Annotated in this window: 20 protein-coding genes; 11 read left to right on the plus strand and 9 right to left on the minus strand. The window is 54.9% G+C overall.

Features of this window, described 5'->3' with window-relative positions:
- Positions 1 to 44: 44 nt before the first annotated feature.
- Genes H6973_12325 through H6973_12340 form a run of 4 tightly spaced genes read right to left on the minus strand, consistent with a single transcriptional unit; the run spans position 45 to position 4,414 of the window.
- Complete coding sequence (locus H6973_12325; protein MCP5126379.1) at positions 45 to 1,508, minus strand: CBS domain-containing protein; 1,464 nt, start codon at positions 1,506 to 1,508, stop codon at positions 45 to 47.
- Positions 1,509 to 1,557: 49 nt separating this feature from the next.
- Positions 1,558 to 2,139 (minus strand): YIP1 family protein, encoded by a 582-nt coding sequence (locus tag H6973_12330; protein MCP5126380.1) that lies wholly within the window; start codon positions 2,137 to 2,139, stop codon positions 1,558 to 1,560.
- A 56-nt stretch (positions 2,140 to 2,195) separates the two neighbouring features.
- The gene (locus H6973_12335; protein ID MCP5126381.1) at positions 2,196 to 4,121 is read right to left on the minus strand and encodes a cation acetate symporter; all 1,926 of its coding nucleotides are present in this window, start codon (positions 4,119 to 4,121) and stop codon (positions 2,196 to 2,198) included.
- Complete coding sequence (locus tag H6973_12340; protein ID MCP5126382.1) at positions 4,118 to 4,414, minus strand: DUF4212 domain-containing protein; 297 nt, start codon at positions 4,412 to 4,414, stop codon at positions 4,118 to 4,120. The genes H6973_12335 and H6973_12340 overlap by 4 nt, the downstream gene beginning before the upstream one ends.
- 407 nt (positions 4,415 to 4,821) lie before the next feature.
- Between H6973_12340 and H6973_12345 the strand changes: the two genes are divergently transcribed.
- Positions 4,822 to 7,155 (plus strand): RNA-binding transcriptional accessory protein, encoded by a 2,334-nt coding sequence (locus H6973_12345; protein ID MCP5126383.1) that lies wholly within the window; start codon positions 4,822 to 4,824, stop codon positions 7,153 to 7,155.
- A 15-nt stretch (positions 7,156 to 7,170) separates the two neighbouring features.
- Here the strand turns inward: H6973_12345 and H6973_12350 are convergent, their stop codons facing one another.
- From H6973_12350 to leuA, 3 genes are all read right to left on the minus strand, one after another.
- The gene (locus tag H6973_12350) at positions 7,171 to 8,283 is read right to left on the minus strand and encodes an Ig-like domain-containing protein (protein ID MCP5126384.1); all 1,113 of its coding nucleotides are present in this window, start codon (positions 8,281 to 8,283) and stop codon (positions 7,171 to 7,173) included.
- Between the two features lie 115 nt (positions 8,284 to 8,398).
- Entirely contained in the window at positions 8,399 to 8,686 is a 288-nt protein-coding gene (locus tag H6973_12355; GenBank protein ID MCP5126385.1) for a hypothetical protein, read from the minus strand.
- A 202-nt stretch (positions 8,687 to 8,888) separates the two neighbouring features.
- Positions 8,889 to 10,610, minus strand: a complete 1,722-nt coding sequence (leuA, locus tag H6973_12360) for a 2-isopropylmalate synthase (protein MCP5126386.1) — start codon at positions 10,608 to 10,610, stop codon at positions 8,889 to 8,891.
- Between the two features lie 513 nt (positions 10,611 to 11,123).
- Between leuA and H6973_12365 the strand changes: the two genes are divergently transcribed.
- Positions 11,124 to 11,795 carry a cytochrome b/b6 domain-containing protein gene (locus H6973_12365; protein MCP5126387.1) on the plus strand — a complete coding sequence of 224 codons (672 nt, stop codon included), beginning with the start codon at positions 11,124 to 11,126 and terminating at the stop codon, positions 11,793 to 11,795.
- A gap of 53 nt (positions 11,796 to 11,848) precedes the next feature.
- Here the strand turns inward: H6973_12365 and H6973_12370 are convergent, their stop codons facing one another.
- Together H6973_12370 and nikR are read right to left on the minus strand one after the other, a co-directional pair.
- Positions 11,849 to 12,319, minus strand: coding sequence for a cytochrome c (locus tag H6973_12370; GenBank protein ID MCP5126388.1), 471 nt, complete (start codon positions 12,317 to 12,319; stop codon positions 11,849 to 11,851).
- A gap of 125 nt (positions 12,320 to 12,444) precedes the next feature.
- Entirely contained in the window at positions 12,445 to 12,891 is a 447-nt protein-coding gene (gene nikR / locus H6973_12375; GenBank protein ID MCP5126389.1) for a nickel-responsive transcriptional regulator NikR, read from the minus strand.
- 122 nt (positions 12,892 to 13,013) lie between these two features.
- Here nikR and H6973_12380 point away from each other — a divergent pair, with 122 nt between their 5' ends.
- From H6973_12380 to H6973_12420, 9 genes are all read left to right on the plus strand, one after another.
- Positions 13,014 to 13,781 carry a DUF4198 domain-containing protein gene (locus tag H6973_12380; GenBank protein MCP5126390.1) on the plus strand — a complete coding sequence of 256 codons (768 nt, stop codon included), beginning with the start codon at positions 13,014 to 13,016 and terminating at the stop codon, positions 13,779 to 13,781.
- Positions 13,782 to 13,822: 41 nt separating this feature from the next.
- Positions 13,823 to 14,449: a cobalt transporter CbiM gene (gene cbiM, locus H6973_12385; GenBank protein ID MCP5126391.1), complete on the plus strand. Its 627-nt coding sequence runs from the start codon at positions 13,823 to 13,825 to the stop codon at positions 14,447 to 14,449.
- Complete coding sequence (locus tag H6973_12390) at positions 14,446 to 15,138, plus strand: carboxypeptidase regulatory-like domain-containing protein (protein MCP5126392.1); 693 nt, start codon at positions 14,446 to 14,448, stop codon at positions 15,136 to 15,138. Before cbiM ends, H6973_12390 begins: the two co-directional genes overlap by 4 nt.
- A 23-nt stretch (positions 15,139 to 15,161) precedes the next feature.
- Positions 15,162 to 15,986, plus strand: coding sequence for a cobalt ECF transporter T component CbiQ (gene cbiQ, locus H6973_12395; GenBank protein MCP5126393.1), 825 nt, complete (start codon positions 15,162 to 15,164; stop codon positions 15,984 to 15,986).
- Positions 15,983 to 16,639, plus strand: coding sequence for an ABC transporter ATP-binding protein (locus H6973_12400; GenBank protein ID MCP5126394.1), 657 nt, complete (start codon positions 15,983 to 15,985; stop codon positions 16,637 to 16,639). The genes cbiQ and H6973_12400 overlap by 4 nt, the downstream gene beginning before the upstream one ends.
- A 123-nt stretch (positions 16,640 to 16,762) precedes the next feature.
- Positions 16,763 to 18,127, plus strand: coding sequence for a hypothetical protein (locus tag H6973_12405; GenBank protein MCP5126395.1), 1,365 nt, complete (start codon positions 16,763 to 16,765; stop codon positions 18,125 to 18,127).
- Positions 18,128 to 18,229: 102 nt separating this feature from the next.
- Entirely contained in the window at positions 18,230 to 19,552 is a 1,323-nt protein-coding gene (gene rlmD, locus H6973_12410; protein ID MCP5126396.1) for a 23S rRNA (uracil(1939)-C(5))-methyltransferase RlmD, read from the plus strand.
- A 79-nt stretch (positions 19,553 to 19,631) separates the two neighbouring features.
- Complete coding sequence (locus H6973_12415; protein ID MCP5126397.1) at positions 19,632 to 20,741, plus strand: S-(hydroxymethyl)glutathione dehydrogenase/class III alcohol dehydrogenase; 1,110 nt, start codon at positions 19,632 to 19,634, stop codon at positions 20,739 to 20,741.
- 12 nt (positions 20,742 to 20,753) lie between these two features.
- Complete coding sequence (locus H6973_12420) at positions 20,754 to 23,717, plus strand: class I SAM-dependent DNA methyltransferase (GenBank protein ID MCP5126398.1); 2,964 nt, start codon at positions 20,754 to 20,756, stop codon at positions 23,715 to 23,717.
- Positions 23,718 to 23,868 lie beyond the last annotated feature (151 nt).

Consider the following 23,868-nt stretch of genomic DNA (forward strand, 5'->3'; position numbering starts at 1 on the left):
GCCAATTCAGGCTTTGATAAGAATCGATAAAACCCGACCCGGTTTCAGGCAAGATTGCTCATCAACTCGGCGCGAACCCGGTCGCGAACCCGGTCAATCGCTTTCATGGCGTCTGCCAAATTCGACTTGACCCGCTTTGACAGACTATCGGGATGTACGAAGTAGGTAATTTTCCGGCCAATCCGGAAATCAGCAATCTGTTGAGCCAGTAGCAGATTGGTGATTTGCACAAATCCATTCTTAAGGTCTTCCCGTTCGGTAGCGTTGAAGATACCCAGATCGTGCAGGGCGTCGATACGCGCCAGGGTCCCGGTCTGTTCCACGCCTTCACGGAGACCGAACAGCCGCGCAGCCTCGATCAAAGGCAATAGCGCATGGTGTTTAAGATTGATTTGACCGCGATAGTAGGGATTTTCCTTTTCAGTGACGAAACCGCCGAACAGACCCAGACCCACGTTATGATCACTGGTTTCCTCATACATCGCTCGCAAAAAAGCCCGATCCGCACGGAGCATCGTAGTCACATGGCTGCGCAAACGGCGGGCCAAATCCGGATGATGTCCCCACACCGGCTGGAAATCGAAAAAGATATCTGATAACTGCAAGGCAATCCGATTGCGCTTGCGCCCCCAGCCCTCCAGTTGACGAAACCACTGCGACAGCGTCTTGCGCCACATCGGATTGATCGCCATGCAGTAGCCGCGACAGAGTGGCAGCCCCACTATGTCGAGAGTCGTCACCAACCGGCTGGCCAGCTCCATGAAATAGCCGTCAATACGGTTGTGCTCCTCATCGGGATAGTCCGCGATGATAAAACCGTTATCCTGATCGGGGCCAATAAAGTTCTCGCCGCGCCCACCCGAACCCATGACGATGACTGAGAAATCGACCGGCGGTTTCCCCCAACCCTCACTCGCCAGGCTGGCGATGCTCATATCGGTAACACGCCGGTAAATATCATTATTGATGTGAGTCAGCAGCGCCTGAATTTCGGGCGCAGGCAATCCATCGTCCAACAATTCAGCCGCCAGTTCCACCTGCGCGGTCTTGACCTTTTGGAGTCCTTCAAGCGTTTCTTCATGGGTGATGAGGTCGATCTGTTGCACCATCTGTGCGGACGCCGCTGACAAGGCATCGTACAGATCGAGGATACCGACCACGACCCGATGTTCGTCAAGGACCGGTAGATGGCGCAGGTTGTAGCGTCGCATCCGGCCAATGGCGTGGTAGAGATATTCACCCGCAGGGATGGTCAACACCCGGCGGGTCATGACCTGGTCGACCAAGGTTTCCGGAGAAATTTGAAAGGCAATCCGCCGCGTCACATCCTGTTCGGTCAGAATGCCCAGCAAACGCCCGTTTGCGTCAATGACCAGTACACTGGAAATGTGATCGCCAGACATCCGCCGAATCGCCTCGACGCAGGTCGCGCCCGATAACACCGTTGGCGGACGGTCGCGCATGAAGTCGCGCACGAGTTTGCTGAAAATCGCCGTTTGAGATCGCACCCGCTACCTCCGCAATCGTTGAACATGCGTCAATGAACGGGTAAGAGTATCAGGCTAAGCTGAGGATCGAAACCGAGAAAGCGGCGAACAAGGCTGTGGCGAACAGGGCGCGCGTCGATTGAAAGTTTTGCGTGACACGAAACATTTGATAGAGGCCCGCGAGAAATGAAGCCGCGCCAGCAACGGCCAGCGCCAGATAAAGCCAGGGTATCGGGCCTGTATCCGCAGAATGCGCGGTGGTGGTTGTGGCGACCGTGAACGCCACTGCCGGTAAAGCGGGCAGGGTCAATGGCAACAAGTAGCCGCCCGCTCGATAGAGCAAACCCAGTTCACCTCGGCCCCCCAGCGCCTTGGCCATCAGCCAGGCCACCAGCATAATGCCAATATGGATCATAATCGTGATCAGAATGCCTGGCAGAATATTGCCGAGCATGAGAACCCAGAACGGGATATCAGCGACTGGAATGCCTTGCAACTCGCCGCCAAGACTGCGTTGCAGAAGCGCGACCAGAATACCGTAGATAACTCCGGTCAGGATGATAAAAGCGCTGATCCATAGCGGAGCGCGCCGGTTTTCGCAGGCGTCAATAACTGCTTGTGGCTTCAGGAGAAAAATGTCGAGAATTGGCATGATAATCAGAAGCGTTGAAGTAGGGGCGCAGTGATGCTGCGCCCCTGCCAGGCGGGCTACTGTTGGCCTGAGGCTGGCTGAGCCGCCGGAGCGGGTTCTGCCGCCGGAGCTTCGGCTGCCGGAGCGGGTTCCGCTGCTGGAGCCGGGGCCGGAGCGGGTTCTGCCGCCGGAGCCGGAGCCGGAGCCGGAGCCACTGATGGAGCCGCTGGCGCAACTGCGGCTGGTGCTTCCGGCTTCTTGGCATAAGTCGGGTCAGGTATCGCCGACCAAATCATTAGCGCCAAGGCAAAGGCGGCGGTCACCAGCGCAAAAGTATTGCTGCTATAGCGCTTGGGATCGTAGTTCTGCCAGCCGTGGATGCGGTCGATCTCGCGCAAGATCTTTTCGTTCTTTTCACCACCGGTTAGCAGGCTAACTACAACAATTGTGAACCAGGCCGCGGACATGGTGAAGATGCCGGTCACCAGGTGAACGATCGGACCGGCGTCGATCAATGTGAAATCACCCAACTTACCCTTGCTGAAAAACAGGATGCCGGACAGGATGCCGCCGACCAAGAGACCAGCGATTGCCCCAGCCTTGTTAGCCCCTTTCCACCAGATGCCAAGGATCAAGACGGGGGTGAAGGTCGAAGCCGCGACGATGAATGCCCAGATGACGCTGGTTAGCAAAAAGTCCGGGGGATTCAGCGCCAGACCGATGGTCGCCAGGCCACCCAGCGCGGTGAAGACGTAGCCCATCTTGATCTTGCTCTGGTCCGCCGCATTCGGATTAATCGTCGAATAGATATCGCTGCCCAGACCCGTGCCGATCACCATGAGTAAACCCGCAATGGTTGAGAAGCCCGCCGCCAATGCGCCAGCGACCGGCATCGCGGCGATCCAGCCCGGCGTTAACGCCTGACTCATGACTACGATCAGCAGATCCGCTTCCTTCGGCTGAATTTGCAGACCTTGCGCATTCAATTCATTCACGGTGTAGAGCTTGGCCGCGAAACCAATGGCGAAGGTCGTGAAGAACACTAGACCAATAAAGAAGGTGCCCCACAAGGTCGACACTTTGGCGTCGCGGATCGATGGCGCCGTAAAATAACGCATCGCGATGTGCGGCAAACCCATCGTTCCGCAAGCAATCGAGAAAAACACGCCGAAGTAGAACTTGAAACTTATCGGTACGGTGCCGTTCACGGTAAGGAACGGGTTGAAATATGACGACATCACCTCGTTCATCTGTGGCACCAGTTCGCCGTAACCAAACGGCGGGAAGAAGCTGGCCGGGCCGGCGCCGAGCTTCAACAGGATAATGGTCGCCGGTATGTACAACGCGATCAACATGATGATCGCTTGCAACGTCTGGTTGTAGGACAGGCCATACATGCCGCCGATGGTGACGTAAGCGGTGACCACCAGGCCGCCGACCACCAGACCGGTGGTGTAATCCCAATGGAACATCACCTGGAAGACATTGCCGACGCCTTTCATCTGGCCGATCAGATAGAGTTGGGCCAGGAAAATCATGCAAATCACCGCCACCACTTTGGCGGTGCGCCCAAAGCGCTCACCAATAAACTGCATACTGGTGTATTTACCCCAGCGACGCAGCGCCGGCGCCAGCGCAATCGAAATTAGCACGAAGCCACCGGTGAAACTGAGCACCAGCGCAACCACATAGTACTGCATCTTCCACAGCAGGGCGGTGAAACCCAGGAAGGTGGCGAGGCTCATGTAGTTGGAACTCATGGCCAGGCCGTTTGAGAGTCCGCCAAAACTGCGACCGGCAGCGAAGTAGTCATCGCTGGAGGTCACACGCCGCTTGGACATCCAGCCGACATACAGGAAGGAACCCATCATTAGCAGGGTATAGATGATGCCGAGTGTCGAGACCGCGCCCGAGGGTTCAAAGACGTAATACTTGGGTTCTGCCGCCTGCGCCAAAGCCAGCGCCGGCAGGAACAGGGCAATCAGCGCCAAAAGCCTGCTCATGGCTGACCTCCTGGCGCGCTGTCCGCCTGTCCGCTGCTGGAATCATTGATCTCCTGATCAACCTTTTCACTGACCTGGATGTAGATCCAGTACACCGGGATGAGCACCAACCAGCCAATCACAATGGTCAGCCAGTAGTCCGCCGGAAAACCGAAGATCGTCGCCTTGTTCAATTCGGGGAACAAGAAGTACATTGGGAAAATATGGGTCATCAAGGTAATGACCACAAAAGCGATCAGTGTCGTTCGACACTGTTTTTTATAGGCTTCATGCATTCGTTCAGCGTTGTTCATTCGCTAATTTCTCCTGCCTTTGGTTGATCGCGCAGTCTTATCATCTAGCAGCCTGGCGTAAGGCTACGCACCCAATGGACACACCCATCGCCAAAACCATATTTCCCAGTTGTCAATAGTTCGCCTGGGACGGGGGCCGATTTTGTAACATGGATGCATCCAACTGTATAAAGATAGAAGAGAAGATAAAAATAAAAATACCCGGTCATTATTCTTTAAATAAATAATGGGCGTTATTATATAATATTTTGAAAAATAACAAAATTTTAGAATAGAAATTTCAAACATATCGAATTTTTCGATCAGAAAATTCAGTGTGATCGATGCCCCTGGATTGACTCACGATCAGTTATGATGAGCGCCTTCAATTCCGACCCTTGGCCAGTAACCTCCAGATCACTACTACCATGAACCTCATCAACACGCTTGCCCACGAACTCGCCGCCCAGGAATCCCAGATCGAAGCCGCTGTCACCCTGCTGGACGGAGGCGCGACGGTACCCTTCATCGCCCGCTATCGTAAGGAAGTCACGGGCGGGCTGGATGACACGCAACTCCGCTTGCTGGAGGAGCGACTGGGTTACCTACGCGAGCTGGAAGAACGACGCGAAGTCATTCTGACCAGCATCCGTGAGCAGGGTCAGTTAAACGCTGAACTGGAAACCGCCCTCCTCGCCGCGGACACCAAAACCCGGCTGGAAGACCTCTACCTGCCCTACAAACCCAAGCGGCGCACTAAAGCGCAAATCGCCCGCGAAGCCGGCCTCGCGCCACTGGCGCACGGTTTGCTGATCGATCCTGGGCAGTCGCCGGAAACCCTGGCGACCGAGTTTGTCAATGCGGAAGGCGGCGTTTCCGACGTGAAAGCGGCGCTGGACGGAGCGCGACAGATTCTGATGGAGCAATTCGCCGAGGATGCCGAATTATTGACCGGGTTGCGTGAATACCTCTGGGAAAACGCGGTGCTGCTTTCGCAAATGGTGGAAGGCAAGGCGGAGGAAGGCGCCAAGTTCCGCGATTACTTCGACTACCGGGAGGCGCTGCACAAGATTCCCTCGCACCGCGCCCTGGCGCTGTTCCGGGGCCGTAATGAAGGGATCCTGCAACTGACGCTGGAAGTTGGCGAGGCGGACGCCACGGGTCCGGACCCCGGTGAGCGCCGGGTCGCCGCCCGGTTTGGCCTTTGCGATGAAGGCCGGCCCGCCGACGCCTGGTTGCGGGAAACCGCGCGCTGGGCCTGGAAAGTCAAACTGTTGCCGCATCTGGATACCGAACTCAAGCAACGTGTGCGTGAAGCGGCTGAGGAGGAAGCCATTCGGGTTTTCGCCAGCAATCTGCGCGATCTGCTGCTGGCCGCACCCGCCGGAGCGCGCGCTACGCTGGGGCTGGATCCGGGATTGCGCACCGGCGTCAAAGTCGCGGTGGTGGACGCCACCGGCAAACTGGTGGATACCGCGACCATTTATCCCCATGCCCCACGCAACCAGTGGGATGCGAGTTTGCAGGTTCTCGCCGAGCGGTGTCGCCAGCATAAAATCGAGTTGATCAGCATCGGCAACGGCACGGCTTCCCGTGAGACGGATCGATTGGCGACTGATTTGATCAAGCGTTACCCGGAACTGCGCTTGCAAAAACTGGTGGTGTCGGAAGCTGGGGCCTCGGTGTATTCCGCCTCGGAATTGGCGGCGCGGGAATTCCCCGAAGTCGATGTGTCACTGCGCGGCGCGGTCTCCATCGCCCGCCGCCTGCAAGATCCGCTGGCGGAACTGGTCAAGATCGAACCCAAAGCCATTGGCGTCGGGCAGTACCAACATGATGTCAGTCAACCCCGTCTAGCGCGGACGTTGGATGCTGTAGTCGAGGATTGCGTGAACGCAGTCGGCGTCGATGTCAATACTGCCTCAGCGCCACTGCTGGCGCGGGTCGCTGGACTGAACGCCACTCTGGCCCGCAATATTGTCGAGTTTCGCGATGCCAACGGCCCATTCCGTCGCCGCGAACAGTTGCTGAAAATTTCCCGGTTAGGCGACAAGACGTTCGAGCAAGCCGCCGGATTCCTGCGGATCCTCAACGGTGATAATCCATTGGACCGTTCCGCGGTCCACCCGGAAGCCTATCCGCTGGTTGAGCGCATTTTGGCCGTCAGCGGGCGCGGGTTACATGAAGTACTGGGCAATACCGCCTTTCTCCAGACGCTGGAGCCGGCCCGCTTCACCGATGAGCGATTTGGCTTGCCGACTGTGCGCGATATTCTGGCGGAACTGGAAAAGCCGGGCCGCGATCCCCGCCCGGAATTCAAAACCGCCGCATTCAAAGACGGTGTGGAAAAACTGGCGGATTTACAACCGGGAATGGTGCTGGAAGGCGTAGTCACCAATGTCGCCAATTTCGGCGCGTTTGTAGACGTCGGCGTTCATCAGGATGGCCTCGTACATATCTCGGCGCTGGCCGACCGGTTTGTCAAAGACCCCCGCGAGGTCGTCAAAGCCGGTCAGGTGGTCAAGGTTAAGGTGCTGGAAGTGGACTTGAAACGGCAGCGGATTGCGCTGACCCTGCGGCTGAGTGAACCGGCTGCCGGTTCCTCCGCCCAAAAGGAACCGGGTGTTAAACAACCGGCCTCCGCTCAGGATCGGCGAAAGCGAGAACCCCGTCAGTCTTTGCCACAACAGCGCCAGGAGAAACAAGAAGCGCGTCCCGGAGCCTTGGCGGAAGCCTTTGCCCGGGCGCGGCGGGAACGATGAAAGATTCGCGATGAATCAGCGTTGAGCGGCTCCGGACGTATTCATCGGCCTTCTCAGATCCTTCAAGAGTCCTTCCAGCCCTGATTCAGGAATATTCCCCGAGATAGCAGGCTGCGCCGAATGATCGCTGGTTTTGATTGAAACAGTACTCGCCTTTTGAATGGCACCTTGATACTGATCAACACACTGGCCGGAGCAGGATTCAGAACTACCAATCAGTTGATAGATGAAAGACAGCTTGATGTTATTATTGATAAAATTTCCTTGTTGCGCGACATAGCCCTGCAGCTTGCAGTTGTCGTCGAATACTTGTTCCGCCACGGGCGAAATCAGAGAAAAATTTCCTTGTTCGTCAACTGCGCCTGAAACGAGCAAGCTACCGATATTTCCGGACAATTGATCGCCGCTCTGGTTGAGCGTCAGAGTTCCATTGGAATTGGGCAATGACTGAGTAAAGCACGGCGGGTCATTGACCAGGGAAGTAGTGAACTGGTAAGTCCCTGAGAAGTCAGGAGCCTGTCCACCCTCCCCCGTGGGGATGATCTGACTGATCGCATAACCCTGCATTTCGGTGCGCCAGTCCAGGCGAATATCGTAGGTCTTGCCATCGGCGGTCATATTATTAATAAAAATAGTGCGACCGCTGTCATGGCTGACCGTTGCACCGTTAAGACTGATCAGTGAAGCATCGGAAATATAAGAATTATCAAAGCGCGCTACATTAAATGCAGCCGATGAATCCTTGGTCGTTTGTTCCTGATCGACCCCCCGAACGCTGATCGTGTGCTGACCGGCTGACAAACCTGAATAAGGGAATGCCATTGAGAAACCGGAATTCGCGGAATCCGGATAATCCGGATAGGCGTCGCCAACATCCGCGCGCCGCCCGCCGACGGGAATATTGGTTTTGAACACCCCATCCACATATAGCTCGACGCGATTAATGCCTGCTGATCCGACCACCCAACCGCGAATATTCGCCACGCCGCTGTAAGTGCTATTGGCAACCGGCTCTTCCAGGGAAAGCACAATATCGCCTGCCCAGACGGTCGAAACCAGGAATGCGCAAGCGGCGCTTAAAGCGGTCGGGAGTATTACGAGCACAAAACCAGAACGGTGCGAAACCATTATTGCTACCCCTATTGAAAAACCAAAGACTCTTGGACGCATTGCGGCGCAATCCCTTCATGCGCCCAACAGCAGCATAACCCTGTAGGAAATTTTGAGTAAATACCGGGTCCAATTATTCATCCCGATCCGCGAGCAGGTCGTCCTCATCGCTGAATTCGTCCTCCTCGTAGCCCAGGTCGTCTGATTCCATTTCATCGAAGGGACCCGACCAGTCTTCTGGCGCTTCAATGGGATCAATGGGCAGTTCGTACCAGGCATCCAGATCCAGATCTTCCAGTTCGCCGTCAAAGTACTGGATTTCGACCGTTTGGGCATCCTCGTCGAGGGCCACAACCTCGAAATCGTTACCCGTTTCCTGATTGCGGTACCAATTGCCAATGATGGGATCAACATCGCTCATGATCGATCTCCTGCTGCGGGTGGGGAGAGGTGAGTCAACGGTTGGCGGACGTCGCCATGCGACGACTCATTTTTTATGGATTCTCAGCCAATTTTGACGAATGAGCTATGCACAATTCAACCTCAAGATCACGAAATATTTGCGATGTCAGGCCGAGTCAGGGTTTTCCCGGATTTCGCTACGCGCCATCCGGGCTACGCTCCTAACCATCCAATCCCACAACCCGTGGCATTTCCTCTTCTTCATCCACCGACTGACGCAGCGCCCGGTTGACTGCGCTGATCACTGCGTTCAGCGAGGCGGTCACAATATTGCTGTCGATGCCGACACCAAACAGCGAGATTGCATCGCCATTCAGGCGCACTTCAACATAGGAAACCGCCGTGGCGTTGGCCCCTGCGCCGATGGCGTGTTCGTGGTAGTCAACCACCCGAACATTCAAGCCAAAATGCCGGTTTAGCGCATCGATAAAGGCGTCAATCGGACCATTGCCCTTGCCGGAAAGCAATCGCTCTATCCCATGTTCGCGAATCGTTGCCGTCAGCTTGTGCGTACTGTTGGCATGGCTGTCCGGCGCGGTGCGGTAATCCACGAAATGAAAAGGTTCGTCTGGTTGCAGATATTCCACCTGAAACGCCGCCCAAATATCCGCCGAACTCAATTCCTTGCCCGTTGCATCGGCAATGGCCTGCACGGTTTGACTGAACTCGATCTGCAAGCGGCGCGGCATCCGCAAGCCGTGATCCTTTTCCAACAGATAGGCAATGCCGCCCTTACCCGACTGGCTGTTGACCCGGATCACTGCCTCGTAGCTGCGTCCCACATCGGCGGGATCGATCGGCAGATAAGGCACATCCCAGATGTCCTGCCCGGCGATGGCGTGCAGTCCTTTCTTGATCGCATCCTGATGCGAACCGGAAAACGCGGTGAAGACCAGTTCACCAGCATACGGATGACGGGGATGCACGGGCAATTGATTGCAGTACTCGGCGGTGCGCACCACGGCGTTGATATCGGAAAGATCAAGACCGGGATTCACGCCCTGAGTAAACAGATTCAGCGCCAAGGTCACAATGTCGACGTTACCGGTGCGCTCGCCGTTGCCAAATAACGTACCCTCAACCCGGTCAGCGCCAGCCAGCAAGGCCAATTCGGCGGCGGCGACCGCGGTGCCCCGATCGTTATGAGGATGGACGCTGACCAACACCGAGCCACGACAACTGAGATGACGACAAAACCATTCGATCTGGTCAGCATGAACATTCGGGGTCGCCATTTCCACGGTCGCCGGCAGATTGAAAATGACTTTATGCTCCGGCGTCGGTTGCCAGACTTCGACCACGGCTTCGCACACCTCCAATGCAAAGTCGAGTTCAGTGGCACTAAAACTTTCCGGAGAGTACTCGAAAGTCCACTCGGTATCGGGGTGCTCCGTCGCAATTTCCCGCATCAACCGGGCGCCGGTGACAGCGATATCGATAATGCCCGCCTTGTCCAACCCAAACACCACTTGCCGCTGAATTGGCGACGTGGAATTATAGAGATGCACAACGGCTTTCCTGACCCCGCGCAAGGCTTCAAAGCTGCGGCGGATCAACGGTTCACGCGACTGCGTGAGCACCTGAATGCTCACATCGTCGGGAATTAATTGATGATCAGCCAGATAGCGCACGAAATCGAAATCGGTCTGCGAGGCTGCCGGAAACCCTACTTCGATTTCCTTAAAGCCGATTTGCGTCAGCAATTCAAACATACGGCGTTTGCGATCCGTACCCATTGGCTCGATCAGCGCCTGATTACCATCGCGCAGATCCACGCTGCACCAGACGGGCGCCTGAGTGAGCATCCGCGAGGGCCATTGTCGATCAGGCAAGCAGACCGGCGGGAAGGGGCGGTATTTTCGGATAGCGTCAATGTGCTTCATCAGCAATTCCTCTCTCTTGGTCAGGATTTGGTGCTCTCTCCCACTCAGCGCATGGATTGGGTCGAGAGGGTCAGGCCATTGGTTCTGTAAAGCAATGCGGCGCGATACAGCCGCCAGGCCGCCGCTAGGCCCGACGACCGCGACTTAGTCGCAGCAGAGCCAGAGAAAGGGCGCGTGTGAAGCCAGGATGATCAGCGCGGGGAGCGCAAAAGAGGTTGGTGCAGAATCGGCGGGGGCCAACAAACATAGGGTTAATCCTCGTGAGCAGTTCAATAGATCAGCGGCCAACAGCAAACCCCGGCGCTCCTTTCAGGAGGCCGGGCCGCTCAGTCGCAGTTCGAACCGTTCATGGGATTGTGGGTGTTTCATAGTTCTCAAGTTAACCCAGGCCGGGATTCCAGGTCAAGTGGGCGACTGAATAATTGCGAATGATTGTTATTTTCTCTCCAAGAGTAACAATATATAAAGCTCATATACTCCATCGCAACTCTACCGATTGAGGATTTTTAAGTGATTAAAAACGATGAAACTCTACAAGCCATCAGGGTCTGGGATTTGCCAACCCGATTGTTTCACTGGATTCTGGTTGCGTTGATAATCGCGCAGTGGTGGACCGCTGAGCAAAGCAGCACCATGGATTATCACGTCTGGGGGGGCTACGCCGTACTCACGCTGGTGTTATTTCGCCTGATCTGGGGATTCGTGGGCAGCGAGACCGTCCTGTTCAGCGACTTTGTGCGGGGTCCCGGCGCGGCTCTGCTTTACGCCAAGGCGCTGATGCGTGGGGAAACGCCCCACTATCTCGGCCATAATCCTATGGGCGGCTGGTCAATCCTGGCGCTGCTGATTCTGCTGCTGATCCAGGCAGGGACAGGCTTGTTCGCCAACGACGACATCATGACCGAAGGACCGCTGTACGCCTGGGTGTCGAAGGATACCAGCGATTGGCTAACGACTCTCCACAAGTTCAACTTCAACCTGCTGCTCGCGATGATCGCCGTTCATCTCTCGGCGGTTTTCTTTTATCTGCTGGTCAAGCGGGAAAATCTGATCCATCCCATGCTTAGCGGTCGAAAACATCTGCCGCCGGAACAGATTGATCGTGCGCCGCGCATGGCGAATCCCTGGCTAGGGCTGGCGGCGTTGGCGGTTGCGGCGCTCGCCGTTTGGCTGCTCGTGCGCTGAAAGTCCTCACTTCAACCTTTCTCTCGCTAACGAGAGAGAAGTTGAAGTAGCATTTAATCCTTGCGGAATTCCTTGTGACACGCCTTGCAGGTTTCAGCCGTCTTGCCGAACTGCGCCTTGATGGCGGATTCGTCTCCACCCTTGGCGACCTCAGCCAATTTGGCGGATTCCTGTTGAAAATCATTCATGGCGGATTCAAATTTGTCCCAATTGGTCCAGATTTCCGGTTTGGCTTCGGTACCCTTCACCGCATCCGGCCCGGAGCCTTTGGCGAAACCCTCTAGCGCCGCCTTGCTCATCAATTCCACATATTGCGCGTGGCGAGCAACCGCCGCCGCGTCGAAAGGAATCTCGCCTTTGACCATGGCGCCAATGGGTTTGAAGTTCCAACCGATAATCGTATAGACCGACTGCCGGTATTCAGCAACGTCTTTCGGTTTTGGATCTGCGGCGCTGGCCACTGTCAAAAAAACCAGGCTGATAAGGCTACTTGCTAGACCGATGCCCAGTAATTTCTTATTCATCATTATTACCCCTTGGAATTGTGACTAAAAGAGTCCGATATCGATAATCATGGCATAACACTGTTATTTTGCAAGCGCAAACTGAAATTTGGCTGAACTCTATTGGCATCGACTTCGAAACGACATCAGGTTGTGGGATGGATATGCTCGTGACCCCGATGATTCGTGACTTTTTCGACGGGTACGAGGTGAAGATTCCCATGACGCACCCCTGTCTCGGCGATGGTCGCTTCGGCAACATGGCGAACATCAGTGGTGTTCCCCTGTAAGACCACGACTTCCAGACAATTTTCGTGGTCGAGATGGACATGCAGAGTCGACAGCATGAGGTGGTGGTGAGCGTGCTGAGTCTGAGTCAGTCGGCGGGCCAATTCACGTTGGTGATGGTTGTAAACATAGGCAAGGCAGGCAACGGTGTGTTCGGCCTGATTCTCCTCTAATCGGTCTTGCTCCAGGCGTTGCCGCACCAGATCGCGGATCGCCTCGGAACGGTTCTCGTAGCCTTTGCGTTTGATATAAGCGTCGAACGCTTCCAGCAGCTTGTCATCCAGGGATATGGTCACACGTTCCATGCAGCTTCCGCCTTTTGCCGGGTAATGAGGAAAATGATTTGCGAGGTGAGTTGACAAAGCAGTTTTTTTGGTATTTGGTATGAAGAATAAGAAAATCATCATACTGTTGGTTTGGAGGCTTAATGTTCGCTCTGTTCAGGCTCTCGCCGCTTGCCCTGATCGTCGCGCTGGCTGCGCCGGGCATCGTCCAGGCCCATTTTCAGGAATTGCTGCCTACCACCGATATGGTCCCCGAAACCGGCGACCGCACGGTTAAGCTCACGGCGGCGTTTACCCACCCGATGGAAGGGGGGCCGGTCATGGACATGGGCCAACCGGCCCAGTTCGGCGTATTGGTCGATGGCGAAAAGATTGATCTTACCGCATCCCTGACTCCTGTGAAGATCGACGGCAAACAGGCGTTCACAGCAGCCTACCCCATCAAAAAACCGGGCGACTATGTGTTTTATCTTGAACCCGCCCCTTATTGGGAGTCTGCCGAGAAGGTTTTTCTCGTTCACTATACCAAAGTAGTGGTGGATTTCAGCGCAGGCGCGGGCTGGGACGGCCGGGTGGGATTATCGGTGGAGATCGAACCGCTGACCCGTCCCTACGGGCTGTGGACGGGTAGCGTTTTTCGAGGGCTGGCGCGCAAGGACGGCCAGCCGCTGCCGTTTGCGCGTGTGGAGATTGAATGGGTTAACGACGGTTCAGTCAAAGCGCCCGCCGATCCTTTTATTACCCAAGAGGTTAAAACCGACGCCAATGGGGTATTCGCTTACGTTATGCCGAAAGCCGGCTGGTGGGGCTTCAATGTTCTTGTCGATAGCAAGATCAAGGGACCGGATGGCCAACCCGCCGATGCTGAATTAGGCGGGACCCTCTGGGTCAAGACCGTCGATATGAAATAACGTAGGAAGCTGATCCTTCCGCCTTGGCTTCGGAGAACTGCATGGCGCATATTCCTGATGGCGTGCTGTCCGCCCCGGTACTTGTAGCGGGAGCCGCCCTATCCCTGGTTGGTTGTGCCTACGGACTTCGGCAGCTGGAGGCCGAGCGTATCCCTCAAGTGGCTTTACTGTCAGCGGTGCTCTTCGTCGCGGCGCTCGTGCATTTCCCAGTTGGACCATCGTCCGTGCATCTCATGCTGAATGGCCTGGCTGGCGTTTTGCTAGGTTGGGCGGCTTTTCCTGCGATTCTGGTGGCGCTCTTGCTGCAGGCGGTGCTGTTCGGCTTCGGCGGCCTGGTAGTGTTGGGTGTCAATGCGATGAACATGGCCTTGCCTGCGGTGCTCTGCCGCGCTCTGTTTGTCGCCCTGTTTCGTTCCGGCAACCGTCGCCGGACAATAATAGCTGCGGGTCTAGCGGGAAACATCGGGGTCATGCTGACGGCCCTGCTGGTGGCGCTGGCGCTTGCTCTGTCCGGTCAGGAGTTCGTCGCCGCCGCCAAGCTGATTATTTTTACTCATATTCCGGTGGCGGTGATCGAATCCATTTTCAGTGCTGCCGTCATTGATCTGCTGCTGCGAGTTAAACCTGAGTTTCTCAATTTCACCGGCATGAAGGAAGAATACCCATGAGTGATCGACTTCTTGTTCCGGTCTTGCTCGCTCTGAGCTTGTCAGTCGTCGCTGCACCGGCCTGGAGCCACAAGCTGAAAGTCTTTGCCACCGCCGAGGGGACCCGCTTGGTGGGTTACGCCTATTTCATTCCCGGTGGGCGGCCTCGTCAGGTCAAGGTCACCGTAACCGATGCCGACGGTAAGGTGCTCGCTGCCACTGCTACGGACGATGAAGGTCACTTTCAGATTGAGGCGAAGCGCCGGGTCGACCATCACATCACGGTAGGCGGCGGTGATGGCCATGTCGCTACTTACACAATCAGGGCTGAGGAGTTGCCAGATAGTCTATCCCCCTCGCCTCCAATCCCTCTCTCGCAGGGCGAGGGGCGCGAGCGTCTTCCGCTCTCATCCTCAACGCCTCTCCCGCAAGTAAGCCAGGCGAGTAACCCATCGTCCATCGCGGCGGTTTCGCCGGCAGTACCCGCCTCGAACACCGACTGGCGCATTTTTATCGACCAAAGCATCGCCCGGCAGATCCGTCCCTTGCGTGAGCAGATCGACGCCTATCAGGAAAAGATCTGGTGGCATGACGTACTGGGCGGCATCGGTTACATCCTCGGCCTTGGCGGCCTGGCTTTTGGCCTAGCCGAACGCCGACGGCAGAGGGATGCATCGCCCTCGACTGTAGCCGGGAGAAATCCCTCATGAATACCTCTGCATCCAGTAGCGCGATGCACTCACTGGCCAAGGTGAGCCACCCACACGCCAGCATAACTATTTACCTTCCTTTGAAAAAAGGAGATCGAGAGGGATTTCGCGCCAGTGAACCCCTGTTGAAAACGGTCGATGCGCGCTTGCGTCTGGCGGCTTGCGGCCTGTTCGCTCTGATCGTGGTCGGCTTGACGCAAATCCCCGCGTTATTGACAGCCCTAGCTCTAGCGGGATGCGCTGCTCTGGCAGCGCGGTTGGAACGAGCGCCGACTCTGCGACGCCTGGCGGCGTTGGATGGCTTTATGCTGTTCGTTCTGTTCTTCCTGCCGTTCACTGTACCAGGCGAGACGGTTTTCTCAATGAATGGCATGACCGCCAGCTATGAAGGCGTGTTGCGGGCTGTTGAAATCCTTTTGAAAGCTAACGCCGTGGTATTAATAATCCTGGCCTTGCTGGGGTCGCTAGGGTCGGTGGAGTTGGGTCACGCCATGGCGCGGTTGCGATTGCCCGGCAAGTTCGTACATTTATTCCTGTTTACCGTGCGCTATATCGAAGTGCTGTACCGTGAATATCGCCGCCTGCGCACGGCGATGAAAGCGCGCGGATTTCGTCTGCGCTGCGATCTACACACCTGGCGTAGCGTCGGTTATCTTTTCGGAATGCTCTTGGTGCGCGGTATTGAACGCGCTGAACGCATTCTGGCCGCCATGCGTTGTCGCGGTTTCCAGGGGCATTTTTACCCAATGACGGAAGCAGAACCCGTGGGTCAGCGCGACTATGCGTTTGCCGGCTTGTCGGTTGCAGCAGTTTGCGCACTGATCGTCCTGGAGTGTCTGCATTCGTGAGCGAGCCGCTTTTCCGGCTGTCCGACCTGCATTTCGCCTACGACTCTGGACAACCGGTATTGTCGGGCGCTCATTTCACCCTGCGCACCGGTGATCGAGTAGCGCTCACCGGTGCGAATGGCGTTGGCAAGACGACGTTGTTGCATTTGATGGTGGGGCTGTTGAAAGCGCAGGCCGGTCAGGTGGAGGCCTTTGGACGCCCGCGTATTCATGAAAAGGACTTTGTGGAGGTAAGACCCCGAGCGGGCTTGCTGTTCCAGGACTCCGACGACCAATTGTTTTGCCCGACCGTGACCGAGGATATAGCCTTTGGGCCGCTCAATCTGGGCAAGAGCTGGGCGGAAACCCGGATGATTGTCCAACGCACCTTGGCCAGCCTGGGTCTGGAGGGTTTCGAGAACCGTGTTACCCACAAATTATCGGGAGGACAACGGCGTCTGGTGGCGCTGGCGACCGTACTCGCCATGAACCCCGAAGTATTGCTGCTCGATGAACCGACCAATGCGCTAGACGCGGAGACACGTGAGCGATTGATCCAGATCCTTGATGGCTTGCCTCAAGCCATGATCGTGATTTCTCACGATGAAGATTTCCTCACTCGCATTACCCAACGCCGTGTGCGTCTGGAGCAAGGTCGATTGATGGAGGGTTGATTTCTAGGGATGTCGTCGTTTTCTTATCGCTTTGAGCCATTCTGTGTTTCACGTCATTCTTTTCTGTCCGGGGAGAGCGATCTCTACAGCCTGGGCAAGAATGCTGATTGTAACGTATAATTAATGAAATATTTTGCTCACAATTGGACAGGCTACAAGATAGACTTATTACATTACTTGATAGGTTTATCTGCTTTTCTTATTTCAATTTTGATCTCTTTCTTGATTGCCGATTTTATACGGAATATGATTGGTATAGAAAGGGAACTTTCTATTATTTATAATAATAATTTTATTTTATCAATTTTATTTATTCTAGCTATATTAATAGTTTTTTATTTAAATAAATCTATTATAAAAAATGATTCAATGATTTTATTATATGGATTAATAGCTGTTTTCTTTTTTATGGTATTGATTAATATTATTTTTAAGTTATTTTTATTTAAAACATACGGCGATGTCGGCTATCTTCCAATGGTTATTGATAGCGGCAACCCTTTTTCAAGATGGCTTGGAGGAACTAAATTATTAATAGTTATATACAATAATTTTCAGGAAGTATTTAAAATTTCAGCCATAAATTTTATCAAATTTTTTGGCGCTACTTTGATGGCCTTAACAAGCATATTATTTATTTATAAAAACCACGAAAAATTTTCGATAACATTTCCAATTTTTAGCCCGATATGGCTATTATTTTCATCTGGATATGATGAGTATTATCCATTCATTGTTGGGTTATATCTTCTCTCTGTTTCCTTGATAGCAAGCAGAAAGACTCCAGAAAATTTGGCCATACCAATCATAGCAGCAATTCTTCCTGTTATGTATATTGGTTTTGCGCCTTTGGGATTAATTTTGCTTTTTAAGTATTGGATCGATCATCCTAAAAATCGCTATATTGCGTTTTTTTTATCAATGTTATTTTATTTTATCGGATTAATAGTTTTATGGCCGGCAGATATCATTGATTATATAAAGCATCTATATAGCGATTTAAATCTTGGTGAAAAAAATACGTTTTGGCCACCCTATCAGGGAAAATCCAGCTCATCCCTTTCGCCTTTTTTTTCTATTTCATACGCCTTATCACTTCAACATTTTATGGATTTATTCTATATGTTGTTTTTTGGCGCTGGATGGATCACCCCTTTGGTTATCCTGGCTCTGTCGCCATTAAAAGTCATGGAGTGCTTGAGCATAGTTGATTGGAAAAATATATTGAAAAACATAAACTTTTTATTTTATGGATTATTATTTTGGCAGATTTATTATTTTATCTTTATGATACCTAAGCTCGGTCCATCTCGTGACTTTGATCTTTTTTTTGGTTTATATATTGTTTTATCTTTTATGGCAGGCGCATTACTTGATGATCAATTTGAGCGTGAAAAAATAAGAAAAATATTTAAATATTATATATACATTGTTACATTTGGAAGCAATAGTTCAATTCTATATATGCTCCTCTTTATCGGAAACTAATATCGCTTTATTTCTAATAAATAATTCTTCCAGCTATTTGATCATACTCCTCGTTGGAGGAAAACAAATAACAAAAGCCTTTAAGGCTGATTTTGGTGTCCTGTGAATAAAAACAAGTTAGTTGCGGAACCTTTTACCGGCTACATCGAAAATTTGACCCATGAAGGCAAGGGCGTTGCTCGACGCGATGGTAAGACGATCTTTGTCGAGGGCGCATTGCCGGGGGAAGAAGTTCGTTGCGTGTACACCAGTCGGCGCAGTCGCCGGGATGAGGCGCGCATTATTGAGGTGTTGCAAGCCGCACCAGAGCGAGTAGAGCCACGCTGCGCTCATTATGGTATTTGCGGGGGCTGCGCGCTGCAACATCTGCAAGCGGACAGTCAATTGGCGATCAAGCAGTGCTGGCTACTGGACAGTCTGACCCATATCGGCAAGGTTGAACCCGGGCAAGTCCTGGAGCCGATGACCGGTCCCCTCTGGGGCTACCGGCGGCGGGCACGGCTTGGGGTCAAATATGTAGCCAAAAAGGGCCGGGTATTGGTCGGTTTCCGCGAACGACGTAGCCCCTATATCGCCGATTTACAACGTTGCGAGGTGCTGGACGAGCGGGTCGGCGGGTTACTGGAGGCATTAGCGACGCTGATTGGTGAGCTATCCATTCGCGACCGGTTGCCGCAAATCGAGGTCGCGGGTGGGGATGAGGTCATGGGTCTGAATTTCCGGGTGCTGACATCGCCCAGTGAGGCGGATCAAGAACGGCTCCGCGAATTTGGCGAGCGGCATGGGCTGGCGCTGTATCTGCAACCCGGTGGCCCGGATAGTGTGCAACCTTTATGGCCCGTGCGGCCAGAACTTGGTTATCGCTTGCCCGACTTCGATCTCGACCTGGAATTTCAACCCTGGCATTTCATTCAAGTCAATGCCGCTATCAACCGGCAACTGGTCGCGCGAGCCTGCAAATTACTGGAACTGGAACCGACCAGCCGGGTGCTGGATCTGTTCTGCGGGCTGGGCAATTTCACTCTGACGCTGGCGCGGCGGGCCGGGAAAGTGGTTGGCGTGGAGGGTGACGCCAGCCTGGTCGAATGGGCGCGGCGCAATGCGCTACGCAACAGGTTGGCGAATGTTGAATTTCATGCTGCTGATCTAGCCGGTGATTTGACCGGTCAACCGTGGACGCAGGGTGGCTATGACCGGGTGCTGCTCGATCCGCCTCGTTCCGGCGCTTTGGAGATGATGCCGCGTATCGCTGCATTGGGCGCGCGGCGCGTGGTTTATGTCTCCTGCCATCCGGCAACCCTGGCCCGCGATGTCGGCGAACTGGTTCACCGTTTCGGTTATCGCCTGGACAGCGCTGGTGTCCTCGATATGTTTCCGCATACTGCGCATGTCGAGTCCATGGCGGTGCTGGTTCGGGTTGGCTAAACGACGCAGGTGGGGCAGTACGATTCATCGGAAAAACCCGCTATGCTGAACTGATTCGATCCTTCAGAGAGGTACTGATATGAAAGCACGCGCCGCTGTCGCCTGGGAACCCCAAAAACCGCTGGTCATTGAAGAAGTAGATGTAGCAGGGCCGAAGGAAGGCGAAGTTCTGTTGAAAGTCATTGCAACCGGCGTCTGCCATACCGATGCCTTCACCCTGTCCGGGGATGATCCAGAAGGCGCGTTCCCCTGCATCCTGGGTCACGAGGGCGGCTGTGAAGTGGTGGAATGCGGTCCCGGCGTCAAGCACTTGAAACCGGGCGATCATGTCATTCCGCTGTATATTCCGGAATGCGGCGAGTGCGAGTATTGCCGCTCCTCCAAGACGAATCTGTGTCAGTCGATTGCCGCCACAGTGTGGACCGGCTACATGCCCGATCACACCCGCCGCTTTTCCTGCCGGGGGACGCCATTGTTTCATTACATGGGCTGCTCGACCTTCGCGGAATATACGGTGGTTCCGGAAATCGCTCTCGCCAAAATCAACCCGGCAGCGCCGTTGGACAAAGTCTGTCTGCTCGGTTGCGGCGTCACCACTGGCATTGGCGCGGTGCTGAATACCGCCAAGGTGGAGCCAGGTTCCACGGTCGCCGTTTTCGGCTTGGGCGGCATCGGTTTGTCAGTGATTCAGGGCGCAGTCATGGCGCAGGCCGGGCGGATCATTGCGGTTGACACCAACCCGGATAAATTCGCCATCGCCACGGCGCTGGGCGCGACCGATACGCTCAATCCAACCCAGATCAGCGGCAATGTGGTCGACGCCATCAAGGAGATGACGAACGGTGGGGTCGATTATTCGTTTGAATGTATCGGTAATGTCGAGGTGATGCGTCAGGCTTTGGAGTGTTGCCACATGGGTTGGGGCGTCTCCACCATCATCGGTGTCGCTGGCGCGGGTCAGGAAATCCGCACTCGACCCTTTCAACTGGTCACTGGACGCACCTGGAAGGGCACGGCTTTTGGCGGAGTCAAGGGACGCAGCCAGTTACCTGGCTATGTGGAGAATTATCTCCAGGGCAAAATTGAACTGGATCGCATGGTGACCCATATCTTCCCACTGGAGCAGATCAACACGGCGTTTGACCTGATGCATGAAGGTAAAAGCATCCGTTCGGTGATTGTGTTCTAACCGTGGTGAGCAATGACGACGCCTGCGGCTATCGCTGCATTCATTCAACTGTGCCGCGATAGCACGCTCACTGAACGGAGTGGCGCGCAAAGTCATTTTATTGCGCTCTGTCGCGTGTTGGGCCTGAAACCGCCGCTGGAGGAAGATCCGCGCGGCGAGTGGTTCGCCTTCGAGAAGGGCGCGAAGAAAACCGGTGGCGGCGACGGTTGGGCCGATGTGTGGCGGCGGCATTGCTTCGCCTGGGAATACAAGGGCAAGCATAAAGACTTGAAGGTAGCGCTGCGGCAGTTGCAGCAGTACGCCCTGGCCCTGGAAAATCCGCCGCTGCTAATCGTCTCAGATATGGAGGCGATTGAGATTCATACGAATTTTACCAATGCGGTAAATATCGTACATCGGCTGACCCTGGATGATCTGGCACACCCCGATCAGTTGCAAAAGCTGAGATGGGCGTTTCTGGAGCCGGGGCGGTTGCGTCCGGCCCGAACCCGTGAGGGCGTCACCAAGGATGCAGCCTCGTTGTTGGGCGCGCTGGCTCAAACCCTGAACCAGCGCGGCCATGCGCCGCAGCCGGTAGCCCATTTTCTGACCCGGTTGCTGTTCTGCCTGTTCGCCGAGGATATGGACTTGTTGCCGGATCGGCTGTTCAGCAAACTGGTCGAGCAAGCGCGGCGGTCGCCGGCGGATTTTCCTGATTTGGCCGGTGCGCTGTTTCGGGCGATGCAACAAGGCGGGCGGTTCGGCCTGGAACGGATTGCCTGGTTCAACGGCGGATTGTTCGACGATAACGAATGCCTGCCGCTGGAACGAGCGGATTTGGACACCCTGCATTCCGCTGCTGCGCTGGATTGGTCGGCGATTGAACCGGCGATTTTCGGGACGCTATTTGAGCGCGGTTTGGACCCGGACAAGCGCTCGCAATTAGGCGCCCACTACACCGATGCGGCTTCCATTCACCGCTTGATCGAGCCGGTGATCCGCGATCCGCTGTTGGCGGAATGGGCGACGGTCAAGGCGGAGATCGAGCGGTTATTGAGCGCCAGGAGATCGAAGCGAGCGCAAGCGGAGCAGGCATTACACGGTTTTCTGGAGCGGTTGCGCACCTTCCGCGTGCTTGATCCGGCGTGTGGTTCCGGCAACTTTCTTTATCTGGCCTTGCGCGCCCTCAAGGATATTGAGCATCAGGTCATGCTGGAGGTCGAGACCCTGGGTCTGCAACGCGGGTTTCCAGCGGTTGGCCCGGAGGTGGTCATGGGCATCGAGATCAATCCATACGCGGCGGAACTGGCGCGGCTGACGGTGTGGATCGGTGAGATTCAATGGATGCTGGGTCATGGCTATAACTTGAATGATCAGCCGATTCTGAAACCGCTGAATTCGATTGAGTGTCGGGATGCGTTGTTGGAGGGAGATCGAGAAGCGACATGGCCAGCCGCAGACGCGATTGTGGGCAATCCGCCGTTTTTGGGCGATAAGAAGCAGTTAGCTGAATTGGGCGATCAATATGTGGGCGGGTTGCGCTGGCTCTATCAGGGACGAGTTCCCGGCGGCGCTGATTTGGTCTGCTACTGGTTTGAGAAGGCGCGGGCGCAGATTGAAGCCGGACAGGCGCAACGCGCTGGACTGGTGGCGACTAATTCCATTCGGGGCGGGGCCAATCGCAAAGTGCTGGAGCGGATTCGCAAGACCAGTACGATATTCCATGCTTGGTCTGATCTGGAATGGGTCAACGAAGGCGCAGCGGTGCGGGTGTCGCTGGTGGGGTTTGGGAATCCCCCCCGACCCCCCTTTTGCAAAGGGGGGAGCGATGCCGGAGTTTGCAAAGGGAGAAGCGATGCCGGAGTTTGCAAAGGGAGAAGCGATGCCGGAGTTAACCCCCCTTTGCAAAAGGGGGGTGGCGAAGCCGGGGGGATTCTGAACGGCCAACCCGTCGCCGAGATTTATGCGGATTTGACGGGAAGCGCAGGCAACAGCGTTGATCTGACTCAGGCTGAACCCTTGTCAGAAAACACTGATATTGCTTTCCAAGGCCCGGTCAAAGTTGGGGCATTCGATATTCCCGGCGATCTGGCGCGGCTATGGTTGCCATTACCGAATCCTAATGGCCGATCTAATCGTGATGTAGTACGTCCTTGGGCGAATGGCATGGATATTACCCGTCGTCTGTCCGATACCTGGATCATTGATTTTGGCGGCGATATGGCGGAAAACGAAGCGGCACTATATGAAGCGCCATTTGAATATGTCCGATTGCATGTCAAACCTGAACGGGATAAAAATCGGGATGCTAATCGCAAGAAGCATTGGTGGCGATTAGGCCGGACTGGTGGCGACATGCGCAAGGCGTTAAAGCCCTTATCCCGCTACATCGCAACTCCTCGCGTCGCAAAATATCGGTTATTCGTTTGGTTGAGTGCAGTGGTGTTGCCGGATAGCCGAGTTTACGCTATCGCCCGCGACGATGACGCAACCTTTGGCATTCTCCATTCGCGGATTCATGAACTTTGGAGCTTGCGAACCTGTTCATGGCATGGCGACGGTGATGATGGTGGCCGCCCAACCTACAACGCGCGTTCCTGCTTCGAGACGTTCCCCTTCCCGGCGGGCCTGACCCCGAACATCCCAGCTAGTGCCTACGCCGATGATCCACGCGCTCAGGCTATTGCGGATGCAGCCCGCACGTTGAACGAACTGCGCGAGAACTGGCTGAATCCTCCAGAGTGGGTTGATCGCGTTCCCGAGGTCGTCCCCGGCTATCCCGACTGCATCGTTCCCAAGCTGGAACATGCGACTGAACTCAAAAAACGCACCCTGACCCATCTCTACAATCAACGCCCTGCTTGGCTGGATCACGCGCACCGGGTTCTCGATGAAGCCGTCGCTGCGGCCTATGGCTGGCCAACGGATTTGCGCGACGATGAAATCCTGCGCCGCTTGCTGGCGCTGAATCGCGAGCGGTCTTCCTTCTTGCGTTGAACATTGCGTTGCGTGTTCCAAATCGCAAACATCTGCCTCCCCCCTTTGGAAAAGGGGGGTCGGGGGGGATTCCGCACGGGTGACGAGGCCAAAATCCCCCCTCACCCTCCTTTGTTAAAGGGGGGATTGAGCGCATTTCCGGGTGACGGTT

This window comes from Gammaproteobacteria bacterium, assembly GCA_024235095.1.
Lineage (GTDB): Bacteria > Pseudomonadota > Gammaproteobacteria > Competibacterales > Competibacteraceae > UBA2383.